This is a genomic window from Arthrobacter sp. SD76 (assembly GCF_049726125.1).
Classification (GTDB): Bacteria; Actinomycetota; Actinomycetes; order Actinomycetales; family Micrococcaceae; genus Arthrobacter; species Arthrobacter nitrophenolicus.
In genome coordinates this window covers 3,181,849-3,194,544 of the sequence record NZ_JBNBLR010000001.1, presented here as the reverse complement: position 1 = coordinate 3,194,544, position 12,696 = coordinate 3,181,849, and the positions used below count along the sequence as shown (strand labels likewise).

The window sequence follows — 12,696 nt, the reverse complement described above, 5'->3', positions numbered from 1 at the left end:
CTAGGCCAAGGACAGGGTGAAGGCCAGGACGAACCCGGCTGCCGTGCTGAGGGCCACCGCCGGGCCGCCGTGTTCGTAGGCCTCCGGCATGAGGGTATCTGCCAGGGATGCGATGACGGCGCCGGCGGCGAACGCCAGCGGTATCGAGATGGCCTGAGGATCCGTCCCGGACAGCGGCCCTGCGCCGACAACAACGGCGATGACCAGCAGGGCCGCGCACCCCAACCAGAGAGCCAGGATGCTGCCGGTCGAGCGTCCTTGGCTCCGCATGGAGGCTGAACCCACCAAGGCTTCGGGGGAAGTTGGAGACAAAGATCGCGGCGAGCAGGGCCAGCCCGCCGGTGCCTTCACCCAGCGCGATTCCCAGGGCAACGTTCTCCGGCACCCCATCCAGGGTGACCGCGGCCAGCAATGCCAGCCCTGCCGCTCCTCGTGTTGAGGCAGAAGTGGCACGCTTATCGGACGCGGCAGCATCCGTATCGAGCTTGGCGCTGCCTTGGAACTCGTCCGCAGGTGTCGCCTGCTCCGGCTTTCCGGGCTGTGCCCACCGGTCCAGAAGTGCGCTGAGGACCGTGAACACCACCGCGCCACCGATAAGCCCGATGGCCGCGCGGATGATCCCGCCATGTTCATAGGCATCTTCGAACAGTTCGAAGGCCAGTGCAGTGATCAGCGCCCCGGCGGCGAACGCGAGCAGCATAGCCAGGAGCCGCTTGGGCAGCTCAAAACGGACACCGATAAAGGCACCCAGAACCAGTGCACTGGATGCTATGACGCCGAACCACAGCGACATCAACATGCGGCAAGTATAGGAGGGCCTTGTTGACGTGGGAATACGTTGTGCTTGGGGCGCGCGCGGCGGACTTTCGGCAGCGCAGGCTTTCTGCAATGGTGGATCATGACCTATTTCCTGGAGTACACCATCCCCGCCGCGTCCGATGATGCCGAGTTTGAGTTTCCCCATGATGAGATCAACTCGGGTACCACCGTTCCGCTGACCCAGACCGGTGCCGAGGTGGTACACACCACCGAGCTCCCCGCCCGCACCGGCATCATCGGTGCCACTGTGCCGGAGGCCAAGCTGGAAGCGGAACAGCTGATCTCGCACAGCCGGGCCGCCGAGGCATCCTTGTACTTCGATCCCTCCAACTCACTGCAGCCGGGCGTTGGCACGCTGGTGGCGACCTTCAGTGAGGGGCAGGGCTGGCGCGGCGCCTGACCTGCCAAGGGCCCGAAAACTGCCGCGGGCCCGAGGTTACCGCCGGCCCAGGGTACGCATGCCGTTACTGCCGCTTCCCCGTAACGACTCGCGGCCGCCCGAACCGGCTGCGCACCCCCGAAGAATAGAGGACTGACTCCGGCGGGCCGCTCACTCTGATCCCGGCAGCTTCCACGAGGCCGTCGTCCAGATCATGCAGTTCCGCCGCGTACAGCGGCCACGGTTCGTGGGAGTTCGGAATGTAAATGGTCCGGCCCCTGAAAGTGCCGTGCATGCCGAAACGCGCCGTGAGATGGACCGATAAGGGATCGTCCACCGCCGCATTGAAGTGCGGCACCACACTGAACCTGCTCCGCGCGCCCCGCCTGAAGCGGCGGACGGTGTAGCCTTGGGCGCCGTTGCCCGTGGTCCCTGGCGCACTCCAGCGGTGGTGGCGTATCCGCGACCAGACGTAGGGGATTTCCGCCGCCCTTGCCGCCAGGACCACCGGCAACCGGTCTGCGTCCAGGCTGAGGAACACTACGCCGCGCGTGCCGTCCGCTTCCCGGGAGTAGAGGCGGACGTTGACCTCGTTGAAGGTGCCCAGGTACGGAATCGCCGGGCCCCGTCCGATGCCCGCTTTCCGCATGCGGAATCCAATGAGGCCCACCCATGACGACCCGTCGAACACGTCCGGCCGGGTTCCCGCCGGCATGAAGCGGGCAGCCTCTGGTTCCGGGATACGCCAGTGGAGGAAGATTGCGTCTGTCCAGCGCTGGTCCATAATGGTGGGCAGTGGCAGTTCTGGCGGGCTGGGCCAGAGGGATCCGGCGTTCGAGTGTTCGTCCACAGCAAGATCCCTTCACATGGCCCACCCTCGCCTCAGCGGCGGGGTACCCACCCTACCTAACGTGCTCATGGGACGGGTTACCCAACGTACCGCATGGATCAAACAGCCTTGCCCCCGCCCTCCTAGCTTCTTGAAGAGGCATTTCCCTCCAGTAGGACGCGACTAAAAAGGCGAGTACTCATTACTGGTGAATACTCGGGTTGGCCGACTCTATGCTCGACCTACCCCGGGCCAAGGAACTGCCAAGGCCCAACAAGCGCTGACTCAGCAGTGCTTCCCCATTGGCCAGAGTTTTCCACACGCCAAGAAGAGGTGAGGCATATGTCTATCTCCACTCAGCCCCCCATTTCGCTCTCTAAGCTCGCAGCAGCGCCGGTGCGGGCGTCGATCAGCGTGGTCATCCCGACCTTGAACGAGGCCCAGAACATTCCCTGGGTCCTTCGGCGTATGCCTCTGTACGTCGATGAGGTGGTAATCGTCGACGGCCGGTCCACTGACAACACCGTCGGAGTGGCGCGGGCAGTGCGCCAGGACATCAAGGTGGTGGACGAAAAGCGCAAGGGCAAAGGTGTGGCGCTCAGGTCCGGATTCGCTGCCGCGACCGGTGACATCATCGTCATGCTGGACGCCGACGGAAGCATGGATCCGCAGGAAATCGGCTGGTTCGTTTCTCCACTGCAGCACGACTATGACTTCGTCAAGGGTTCCCGCTATGTCACCGGTGGGGGGTCGGAGGACCTGACATGGCTGCGGCGCACCGGAAACCGGGCGCTGACCGGGCTGGCCAACGCGGTTTTGCACAGCAACTATTCCGACCTTTGCTACGGCTACATCGCCTTCCGGCGGGAATGCCTGGATGTCCTGCAGCTCGAGTCCGACGGGTTCGAAATCGAGACGGAGCTGATCGTCCGGGCCGCCAGGGCGGGCCTTCGAATCGCCGAGGTCCCCAGCTTCGAACTGGACCGCATCTCCGGAGTGTCCAACCTCCAGACCTTCCGGGACGGCTGGCGGGTCCTGGGGACGATGGCGCACGAATGTCTCCTGTGGGATTCACCCACCGCCGGTGCACGGCCGGAGGCCCTGCGCCGCGTGAAGTACGCCTACGCCAGTGTGAGTTTCCCGCGGACACCCACGGATCCGCAGAGCGTTCTTCCTGTTGTGAGCGTGGCCTGACATGGAGTACCTACCTTCCCCAACCGTCTCAGTGATCATCTGCGCTTACACCGCAGAGCGCTGGGACTGGCTGCTGGATGTCATCGAGTCGCTCCGGGGGCAAACCCTTGCACCGAAGGAAGTCATAGTGGTCATCGACCACAACGAGGAACTTTACGAGCGGCTGGCAAAGACGGCCGACGATATCACCGTAGCGAGGAACACCGGCCCGCGTGGGCTCTCCGGGGCCCGCAACACCGGTGTGGGCCTGGCGGACTCGGACGTCGTCGCCTTCCTCGATGACGACGCCGTGGCGGCGCCGGACTGGCTTGAACGCCTGATGGCCCTTTATGACGATCCCGAGGTGCTGGGCGTGGGCGGCCGGGTGGAACCTCTCTGGGAAGCGGGGCGGCCTGTTTCTTTGGCGAAGAGCTCGACTGGATTGTCGGCTGCAGCCACCGGGGCCTGCCACGGGTGGCATCCGAAGTTCGAAACGTCATCGGTGCCAACATGTCCTTCCGGCTTAATGTGATCAGAACGGTGGGCGGTTTCAACCACTCCCTCGGCCGGCGGGGCTCGACGCCTTTGGGGTGCGAGGAGACGGAGATCTGCATCCGGTCGACCATGGGCTCCCCCGGGAGCCGGATCGTCTACGAACCGGCGGCGCTGGTGCGCCACCATGTTCCGGCAAGCCGGGGAACCATTCGCTACATGCTTTCACGGTCCTGGTCGGAGGGGATCTCGAAGGCCCAGGGTCAGCCAGGTCGTTGGGCATAAGCGGGCCCTCGGCCCGGAACGCAGATACGTCCGCAGCATCCTTCCCCGGGCGTTCTTTGCAGGGATTTACGACTGGACCCGCGGAGATCCCTCGGGACTGGGCCGCGCGGCTGCTTTCGTTGCGGTAGTGGCCTATACATCGGCAGGCTACCTCCGCGGACGCCAGCTTGGCCGTGTGCCTGGTCGCCCCCTGAACAAGCCGGTCCTGGCCGGAGTGAGTCCATGGCGGGACGTGCAGTGAACGGCGTCGGCAAGGCTCGGGGGCCGACACCGTCCAGTCCAGCAACACCATCCGACCAACACATCATCTAGACAGGGGACGAACATGCGCACTAGACAGACCAAAGCACTCAACTTTGACATCCACGGCCGCATCAACATCAGCGTTGATGCACAGGCGCCGGCAGCCCACCAGCTCAAGACCATGTTGGCGTGTTTCGCCACCGACTCCGAACGGCCAGCCCACATCGTGGTGGATGACCGGCCGGAGCCGATGCCGGATGCGGGCCACCTTGAGCACGAGCTCGCGTACACCGAGAACGCCGTGCGCTTCAATGCCGACCGGGTCCAGGTGGTCCGGGACGCGGAGCAGTGGCGCATCCACGGCGCAGGCGAACTGCTCACGTCCGTAGTGCCCGTCCTCGATGCCGCCATGGTTGAGCGCGGAGCCGCGATGATCCATGCTGCAACGATGGCTTACCGGGGCCACGCGATCGCGCTTCCTGCCGCCGGAGGCACCGGCAAGACGAGCACCGCCGCGAAGCTGATGCGGCGCGAAGGATGGTCGTTCATGGGGGACGACTGGGCCTTCCTCGCCGAGGACGCCACCCTGCTCGGCTACGCCAAGCCGATGTTCATCAAGCCGCACCACCGGAACATCTACCCGCACCTGTTTGAAGGTGTCCGGAAACCCCTCGTCCCGTCGTCGCTCTCGCAGAGCGTTGGCCGCCTGACCACGCTGGTGCACCCTTACGTCATCCGCTATCCGCGGCTCGCGGACTTCTCCCGCAAATGGTCCCCCGAGCACCGCATGGTTGACGCCGGAGCAGCCTTTCCCGGACGGCAAGTGACCACCTCGGCACCACTCGCGGCCTCCATCTACATCGAGCGGTACGAAGGCAGCCATACACAGGTTCTGGAGAAGAGCACCGACTGGATGGTTGACCGGATGATGGGCAACTTCCACATCGAAATGGCAAGCTTCTCGCAGCGGGTGGTGACCGGCCTGGCCGCCACGTCCGTCGTTCCCTGGCGCGAGCACTTCGCGGCCAAGGGGCTCGTGCTGAGCAAGGCGCTCGACGGACGTCCCTGCCACCTGCTGCAGGTGCCTGCCGCGTGGTCGGCCGACCAGGCATCCGATGACATTGTCCGCCATCTTGAGGAGCTGCTGCCGGCGGTCCTCGACGAGCAGGCATAAGGGGTGGGGGCCGTGGGTCACAGCACTGCCGACGTCACCGCTGTAGTTCCGGCGCGCAACGCAGAACACCTGCTCCCGCGCTGCCTGGAGGCCCTGCGCCAGTCAGGGGTCGCCGAAATCATCGTGGTGGACGGACTCTCCACCGACCGCACCGTCGAGATCGCCCGGGCGGCAGGAGCCCGGGTGGTGAGCGACGAGGGGCGGGGCCTGCCTTGGGCCCGCACGCTTGGTGTCCGAAGCAGCAACACGCCCTGGGTCCTGCTCGTCGACGCGGACGTCGTCTTTGGACCAAACGGCGTGGTCGACCTGCTCGATGAACTGGTGGAGGACAGGTACGACGCCCTCCAGGCAGGACTGGAAAGCGTCGCCGGACCGGGCTACTGGGGGCAGGCGCTGGCCCACCACCACCGCACTGGCCGCAGCCGCAACTGGTTCGGCCTTGTGGCGACAATCGTCGACCGGGAACTGATGATGGGCGTGGGCTTCGACGACTCCTTCAAGTCCGGCGAGGACATCGAACTGCGCTGGCGGATGCGGCAGTCGGGGCTGCGGACGGGTGTGTCACGCAAAGTCGTCGTCGAGCACCGTTTTGCCGCCGACGACTTCGACTTCGCGCTGGACCAGTTCCTCATGGACGGAACGGGGCTGGGAAAGATGATCCGCAAGCACGGCTGGCGCGGTGCCAGGCTGGCCCTGCTGCCCGCTGCCGCGGCGGTCCGCGGCAGCGCCCTCAGCCTCGCCGCCGGCCAGCCGCGCTGGCTGCGGTACTACGCCGCCTTCTGCTGGTACAACTACGCGGGATTGGTAAAGGGTTTCGCATCGTGAGGGGCGAGCGGGGGGCTGCTGCAACGGACATCTCGACCCTGGTCCGGCACTCCGCGCTGCGCAGCTCGCTCGGCCTCATCCTGGCCAAGGCCGCCCAAACCGGCTCGGGCTTCGCGTTCTGGATCGTGGCCGCGCACGCGGCCGCCGAGCGTGAGGTCGGGCTCACCACGGCAGCCGTGTCCGCGGTGCTGATCTGCGCGCAGTTGGCGATCCTGGGCGCCGGGTCTGCCGTGATCGTCTCGGTGGGGCGGGGTGAACCGCCTGCCCGGGTGCTGGATGCGGCGTTCGGCATCGTGGCGGTGGCCAGCACCGTGCTGGCCCTTGGCTACCTCGTGCTGGAGGCGACCGTGGCGCCGGAGACTGCCTCGGTCTCTGTTCTCTTCTGGCTCATGTTCCTCCTGGCTGCCATCACGGGGACAATGGGCACGGTCATGGACCAGGCCCTCGTGGCGCTGGGGCGGGGCGCCAGCGCCACCCTGCGGTACACCGTGGGCGGGTTGGTCTCGCTCGCGGCCATTGCCCTCGTGGCCTGGCAGGCGCATCCCGCCCCGGTGGACATGCTGATGGCCTGCTGGACCCTCGGGACCGCCGTGACAGCGGTCATCGGGGCGGTACAGCTGAGGAGGCTTATCGGCTACAAGCCCCGGCCAACGCTGCGTCTTGTACATGGCCGCTCAGTGCTGATGCTGGGCATTCCGAACCAGCTTCTTACCCTTAGCGAGCGCGCACCTGGACTGCTGCTGCCGCTCCTGCTCGCCCACATGGTGGCACCGGAGGCCGCCGCGTACTGGTATCCCGCATGGATGATGGCGTGGGCCGCCTACACCGCTCCGATGCTGATGGGCATCGTCCAGTTTTCGGAGGGCGTGCGGGAACCTGACCGCCTGGTGGCGACCACCTGGGCCACTCTGCGGTGGTCGCTCGCCGTGGGCGGACTGGCCGCCGTCGTCCTTGTCCTCTTCGCACGCCCGCTGCTCCACCTGCTGGGGGAGCAATACGCGGACGCATCAGCCGACGCCCTCCGGCTCTTGGCGGCCGGCGTGGTCGCGTATGCAGTGCTGCAGGCCTACAACGCTGTCTGCCGGGCACGTGGCCGGTACATGGAGGGAATAGCGGTGGGGGTGACGCTGGCTGTCGCGCTCTGCACCGCCGCGCTGTGGGCCGCTGAAAAAGGCTCGACCGCGATGGCCCTCGCCTGGCTCGTGGTACTGACCGTTGGGGCCGCAGCCGTGGGCCTTCGGCTCCTCGCGATCCTGCGGGGCGTGACGAGAGAGGTGCGATGATCAGCACGCTCGAGCTGCCCGAAGAGACCAAGCAACGCTGGAAGCCGCGAGACATCTGGTGCGCACTGGCAGGCCTCGTGTCGCTGGCCCTCGCCGTGGGGGCCGCCTCAGCGGTGACCTTGCCCGTCACCAGCGACTTGGGGCTCGTGGCGATGCTGCCCTGGCCGTTCTGGGTGGGTGTCGTGCTGCTGAACGTTGCCTTCGCCGCGGCGCTTCGGGGGGACGCCGTGGGTCCGGCGCACCGCGTGGTCATGCTCTGGCTGGTGGTGGTGCTCGTCCTCGTCCTCTTCGGGACGGCCCTGTTCGTGACCGACGTACCGCGGGGAGAGGTGGCATTCCGCCACCTTGGCATCGCCGACGCGCTGTCCGATATGCAGCGGGTTGATCCGGGCATCGACGCGTACTTCAACTGGCCGGGCTTCTTCGCGCTTCTGGCCACACTGCTGGCGGCGACCGGCCTTGATCCGGTAAGCGTTGCCCTGTGGGCGCCGGTGCTCAACGTCTTTCTGTGGCTTGCCGCCGTCGGCGTAGTCATGCGCTACCTCACGAATGACCCGAGGCGTCGCTGGCTGGTGCTCTGGATCTTTTGCCTCGGCAACTGGCAGGACCAGGACTACCTGTCTCCGCAGGCCTTCGGTGTTTTCCTGTACCTTGTGATCGTCGCGCTGCTCGTCGGCCCGTTGGCCGCGCTGCCGCCCAGGTTCCGCGGTTTCAGGCGCGCCGACCTGGCGGCCTGGTGGCAGGAGCGGCGGCCCGCTGATTCCCGGCCGGGACACCGGGTGGCTGCCCTCGCGATGGTCCTCTTGCTCGTTGTCGTGATCTTCGCGAGCCACCAGTTGACTCCGTTCATGGTGCTGTTCGCCATCACCACCCTCACCCTGAGCGGCCGTGTCTGGCCCAGCCAGTTGCCCCTGATCACCGCGGTGGTGCTGGTGCTGTGGTTCGTCTATCCCGCGAGTGCCTACCTCGCTGGCCACCCTCCGATAGAGGACGCAGGCTTCCAGGGCGCGGTGGCGACGAACGTCGTCGAACGTGTGGGCGGTACCCCCGGACACCTGCTGGTGGTGCAGCTCCGGGTGGGTCTCACGGTCGTGTTGTGGCTGCTTGCTGCGGCCGGGGCGGTGCGCGAATGGCGCAGAAGGCGGCTGGACATCCGGGTGGCCATCCTCGCGGCTGCGCCGTTGATGCTCTTTCCCGTGCAGTCCTATGGCGGGGAAATGCTGATCCGCGTCTCGTTGTTCGCCTTGCCCTTCATTGCCCTGCTGGCCTGCTCAGCCCTGCTGCCGCCCGACGGCAGCCTTCGCCTCTCCATCCGCAGGGCGGCGGCCTTGGTGCTCACCTTCGTGGTCCTGGCCGTGCTCAATGTGACGGGCCGGTTCGGCAATGCAGAGTATGACCTCTTCAGTGACAGTGAAATGGCGGCCGTCACCGCCGTGCAGAGCCTGGCCCCGCCAGGCTCGGTGATCATTTCGGCTGCGCACCCAACACCTTGGCGGGACCAGACATATCTGGAGCACCAGTACCGGACCATCGACGACCTGTGCTCTCCCGACTTGTCGGCGGCGACGTGCGGGCCGATCGTCTACAACTTTGTGCGGCATAATGCCCAAGGCGGCTTCCTGATGTTCCTGCGCTCGTCGGAGGCCAGTATCGTGCTCCAGGGCGAGAGCACCACGGAGGGCTTCGCCGAGCTGGAGGAGTGGCTGGATGCCCAGAACGGCGTGAGGCTCGCATTCAGCAATGCGGAGGCACGCGTCTACCGGATGACACCATGAACGGCGGAATCAGCCGGCCCACCCTGGCGCTTGGCCTCGCTGCCGTCGCACTGTCAGTGGTGACCCTCGTGGGGCTGCCCGGACCGCTCCAGGCGCTGGTGGCTCTTACCGTCCTCGTCCTGCTCCCGGGGCAGGCACTGGTTCGGCTTACGCCGGTGACCGACGCCGCGCTTGCAGCGCTGCTGGTCGTGGCGCTTGGCATCGCCACGCTGACAGCCGTCTCCACGGCGATGTTCTACCTCACCGTGTGGTCGTGGCAGGGGTGCGTGGTCGCGATGGGTGCCATCACTGTCCTCGCCTGCTTGGCCCGGGAACGCAAGGAGGCCCCGGCATGATCGATTTCCCCGGAGTGCTTGCTGCGGCCGCCCTGCTCACCACCCTGATAACGCTTGAGGTGCGCCATACCGGACAGGATCCGGAGCAATCCGCAGGCCCGCGGCACGCGAACCGGACCGTCAGCCGGATCGCGGTCGCCGCCGTCTGGACGGTCTTCCTGCTTCTTTTCGTTCCGCGCGTATGGGAGCTGATCACGTGAGCCGCGCGGCGCGGTGGTGGCTCCTCAGCGACCTTCACCTGGATGACTCCGACGACGATCCCCGCCACCCCGGCAGGGAGTTGCCCGGGTTCCTCCGGCGCGAGGTGCTGGCGGCCCGGGGGCGGGAGCGGCACGTGGTCTTCGTCGGTGACACGTTCGAACTGACCGGGTTCAGCGAGGACGAGAGCCTGGCCCGGCTCAAGTCCATCCTGGACCAGCACGTGGACACGTTCCGGACGCTGCAGGAGTGCGCGGCCCTCGGCGTGCAGCTGCATTTCGTCTGCGGCAACCATGACGTGGAGCTGGCCCGGCCCTCCGTGGCGGCCAGCCTGGCGGAACTGCTGTCACCCGTGGAGCCCGGGCGGGTCCGTGTCCACCCGTGGTTCCTGCATGTTCCTGGCGTGCTCGTCGCGGAGCACGGCCACCAGCACCATGCCCTGCACCGCATCCCGGAATTGCTCCGCACGGCGGTCAACGGCACCGACGGGCTGGATTTGCCTCCGCTTGCGGCCTGGCACGCCCAACCATCGGGGTCACGCCTGAGCCGTGCCGGCGCCGTTGCCCGTGCCTGCCTGGCGTCCGAGCGGGCAGAACGGCGCGTCCGGTCGGACGCCTACGACGTACTGCTGCAGTCTGAGTCCCGGCGCCTTGCCCTCGACGAGGACGTCGTTCGGGAACTGGCGCGCCTGTCCAGGTTCCGGACGGTGTCGGCTGTCCCGCGCACCGCCACCCGCATGGTCCTTGCGGCCGCCGGACGCAGCATCGCCAGCGAGCAAGCCCCTGCCGCTGCCGGCCGGTTCGCCCGTACCCTCGAGGCTTCGCGCTCCGGGGTCGCCTGGTACATTTCAGCCCACACCCACAGGGCGCTGGAGTCCCCGCTGGAGGACTGCTCCACCCGGTACATCAACACCGGTACGTGGTGTTCGGACGTCCGCGGCCGCGGACCTGACCAGTCGGACCGCCGGGCGTTCCCGTATGCCATGGTTGACGTCACGCCTGCCGGAGAAACCAGCGGCGGCCTGCGGTACTGGCACCCGACCGCGGGATCCTAGCGCGGCCGTCGGCTAACCCCGGGGCGGGGGAGCCGCCGTCATTTACGGATGACGGACGCCGTTGCCGGCCAGGATGTCCCGGTAGCCCTCGCGGAATGACGGGAACGCGTACGTGAAGCCGGTGCCCCGCAGCAGGCCGTTGCTGCAGCGCTTGTTGCCGCCGCGCGCCGGTCCGGCATCACCCACGGGCGGCTGCGGCAGGTCCATGGCGGCAGCCAGGAACCGCAGCACACTGCCCAGGTCGGCGGGATCGTCGTCCACGCCGATGTAGACCGGCGCAGGGTCGGCCGGCACGGACACCAGGTGGACAATGGCTGCGGCAGCGTCGTCGCGGTGGATCCGGTTGGTGTAGCGGACATCTTCCGGGATTACGGCTGAACCGCTGCGCACCTGGTCGATCAGCCGCGTCCTGCCCGGGCCGTAGATGCCGCCGAGCCGAAGGGACACAGCCGCAGTTCCGGTTCCCGCCAGCCGCGCCCGCAGCGCATCTTCGGCTTCAACCAGCACACGCCCGGAGAACCCACCGGGGGCCGGGACCGTGTCCTCATCCACCCAGCCCCCGCTGGCATCGCCGTAGACCGCCGTGGAGGAGACAAAAAGCACCCGCGCCGGCCGCACGCCGTCGCGCTCCAGGGCGTCCAGCACGTGCGTGACGCCACCCAGGTAGGCCGCGCGGTAGGCGTCTTCCGTGGGAGCATCGGCGGCAACGGCAATCACGACGGCGGTGGTGTCCTTGGGGACGGCGGGAAGGTCCGGAGCGCCCAGGTCAGCCGCAACGCCTTCGATGGCGGCAGGCAGTTTCCCGGGGGAGCGGCGCCAGCCCACCACCCGGTGCCCCAGCGCTGCGAACCGAAGGCCCGCTTCCGTACCAAGGTCGCCGCAGCCGGCCAGCAGGATGGTCATGGCTAGGGAGCCTCCACGGCGAAGAAAACGCGCGGATCCTGGAGGAGGGCCGGGTACGCGAACGCGGAGCGGTCAATAATCTCCGTGACCTCGAAGTGCCGGCCGAACCGGCCGTCCTCGAGCGTGATGGGCCGCCCCACCACCTGGCCCACCGCAAACTTCTGTCCGTGTTCGAACGGGACGGCCACCGGCGTCTTGCCCGGAAGGGTGGAGAAAGCCTCCTCCTGCGCCATCCGTTTGCGGGTGGGCTTCTTCGCCTGCGGCTTGGCCGGGGCCTTCCGCGGCTGCCTGGACGGGCGGCGCGAAGACTCCTCAAGGTAGACGGGGGAGTAGTCGTCCGCGCCGGCTGCTGCGGCGATGCTGCCGCTCACGGGCGGAAGCGCCACCGTGTCCAGCGACTGGGGATCGACGTCGTCGTGGGGATCGCGGAGGATCCACAGAATCTCGCCCTCGGGTTCCCGGGGCAAGAACTCATGCCGGGGTTCCGGCCACACGTAATCCATGTCCGGCACCGCGTCGGCGAAGACCGGGCTGTAGAACTTGGGTTCCTTGTGGACCAGCTTGGAGCGGTGGCTGAGGTGGACGTCAGGATCGCCCAGCCACGGGGGCATCGGAATCTTGCCGGCGTAGTCCGGATGTGCAGCCTGCGGTGCGAACTCGGTGATGTTCGCGCGGGTGTTGTCCGGGTGGCCGCGCCGGGTCCATTCATCCACCATTGCCAGCCCGTACATGGTCAGCGCCGGCACGTAGCCCATCCACATGCGGATGGCAGGGTGGGTCTGCCAGCCGTATCCGGGAATAACCAGGGCGCGGAGCGTCTGGAGCGCCTCAACCCGTTGTTTGCCGAGCCGGGCGGTGTCCAGTGCTGCGGCGCTCTGCCGGAAGTCAGGGTACGGGAGGAAGGTTTGCATTCATTCAGTCTGACGGCA

At 67.2% G+C, this 12,696-nt stretch carries 13 protein-coding genes and 1 pseudogene; 10 read left to right on the top strand and 4 right to left on the bottom strand.

Features of this window, described 5'->3' with window-relative positions; translation table 11 throughout:
* A pseudogene (locus ACPEE0_RS15470) lies at positions 1-799 on the bottom strand (ZIP family metal transporter).
* A gap of 99 nt (positions 800-898) precedes the next feature.
* On the opposite strand from ACPEE0_RS15470, the gene ACPEE0_RS15465 reads away from it, so the two are divergent.
* A complete protein-coding gene (locus ACPEE0_RS15465) occupies positions 899-1,219 on the top strand; it encodes a hypothetical protein (RefSeq protein ID WP_424574829.1) in 321 nt (106 codons plus the stop codon).
* Between the two features lie 64 nt (positions 1,220-1,283).
* Here ACPEE0_RS15465 and ACPEE0_RS15460 read toward each other — a convergent pair whose 3' ends face one another.
* The gene (locus tag ACPEE0_RS15460; RefSeq protein WP_424575287.1) at positions 1,284-1,982 is read right to left on the bottom strand and encodes a YqjF family protein; all 699 of its coding nucleotides are present in this window, start codon (positions 1,980-1,982) and stop codon (positions 1,284-1,286) included.
* Positions 1,983-2,369: 387 nt separating this feature from the next.
* Here ACPEE0_RS15460 and ACPEE0_RS15455 point away from each other — a divergent pair, with 387 nt between their 5' ends.
* The 9 genes from ACPEE0_RS15455 to ACPEE0_RS15415 all read left to right on the top strand — a co-directional run bounded on the left by ACPEE0_RS15455 (position 2,370) and on the right by ACPEE0_RS15415 (position 10,864).
* A complete protein-coding gene (locus ACPEE0_RS15455) occupies positions 2,370-3,221 on the top strand; it encodes a glycosyltransferase family 2 protein (RefSeq protein WP_424574828.1) in 852 nt (283 codons plus the stop codon).
* A gap of 1 nt (position 3,222) precedes the next feature.
* Positions 3,223-3,732: a glycosyltransferase family 2 protein gene (locus ACPEE0_RS15450; protein ID WP_424574827.1), complete on the top strand. Its 510-nt coding sequence runs from the start codon at positions 3,223-3,225 to the stop codon at positions 3,730-3,732.
* A gap of 570 nt (positions 3,733-4,302) precedes the next feature.
* Positions 4,303-5,394 (top strand): hypothetical protein, encoded by a 1,092-nt coding sequence (locus tag ACPEE0_RS15445; RefSeq protein WP_424574826.1) that lies wholly within the window; start codon positions 4,303-4,305, stop codon positions 5,392-5,394.
* 12 nt (positions 5,395-5,406) lie between these two features.
* Positions 5,407-6,219: a glycosyltransferase gene (locus ACPEE0_RS15440; protein ID WP_424574825.1), complete on the top strand. Its 813-nt coding sequence runs from the start codon at positions 5,407-5,409 to the stop codon at positions 6,217-6,219.
* Positions 6,216-7,502: a lipopolysaccharide biosynthesis protein gene (locus tag ACPEE0_RS15435; RefSeq protein WP_407709020.1), complete on the top strand. Its 1,287-nt coding sequence runs from the start codon at positions 6,216-6,218 to the stop codon at positions 7,500-7,502. The genes ACPEE0_RS15440 and ACPEE0_RS15435 overlap by 4 nt, the downstream gene beginning before the upstream one ends.
* The gene (locus ACPEE0_RS15430) at positions 7,499-9,277 is read left to right on the top strand and encodes a glycosyltransferase (protein WP_424574824.1); all 1,779 of its coding nucleotides are present in this window, start codon (positions 7,499-7,501) and stop codon (positions 9,275-9,277) included. The genes ACPEE0_RS15435 and ACPEE0_RS15430 overlap by 4 nt, the downstream gene beginning before the upstream one ends.
* The gene (locus ACPEE0_RS15425) at positions 9,274-9,612 is read left to right on the top strand and encodes a hypothetical protein (RefSeq protein WP_009356941.1); all 339 of its coding nucleotides are present in this window, start codon (positions 9,274-9,276) and stop codon (positions 9,610-9,612) included. Before ACPEE0_RS15430 ends, ACPEE0_RS15425 begins: the two co-directional genes overlap by 4 nt.
* Complete coding sequence (locus tag ACPEE0_RS15420; RefSeq protein WP_407709023.1) at positions 9,609-9,812, top strand: hypothetical protein; 204 nt, start codon at positions 9,609-9,611, stop codon at positions 9,810-9,812. Before ACPEE0_RS15425 ends, ACPEE0_RS15420 begins: the two co-directional genes overlap by 4 nt.
* The gene (locus ACPEE0_RS15415) at positions 9,809-10,864 is read left to right on the top strand and encodes a hypothetical protein (RefSeq protein ID WP_424574823.1); all 1,056 of its coding nucleotides are present in this window, start codon (positions 9,809-9,811) and stop codon (positions 10,862-10,864) included. Before ACPEE0_RS15420 ends, ACPEE0_RS15415 begins: the two co-directional genes overlap by 4 nt.
* 42 nt (positions 10,865-10,906) lie before the next feature.
* On the opposite strand, the gene ACPEE0_RS15410 is transcribed toward ACPEE0_RS15415, so the two are convergent.
* Together ACPEE0_RS15410 and ACPEE0_RS15405 are read right to left on the bottom strand one after the other, a co-directional pair.
* Complete coding sequence (locus tag ACPEE0_RS15410) at positions 10,907-11,767, bottom strand: NAD-dependent epimerase/dehydratase family protein (protein ID WP_424574822.1); 861 nt, start codon at positions 11,765-11,767, stop codon at positions 10,907-10,909.
* A 2-nt stretch (positions 11,768-11,769) separates the two neighbouring features.
* The gene (locus ACPEE0_RS15405) at positions 11,770-12,678 is read right to left on the bottom strand and encodes an MSMEG_6728 family protein (protein WP_424574821.1); all 909 of its coding nucleotides are present in this window, start codon (positions 12,676-12,678) and stop codon (positions 11,770-11,772) included.
* Between the last annotated feature and the right edge of the window lie 18 nt (positions 12,679-12,696).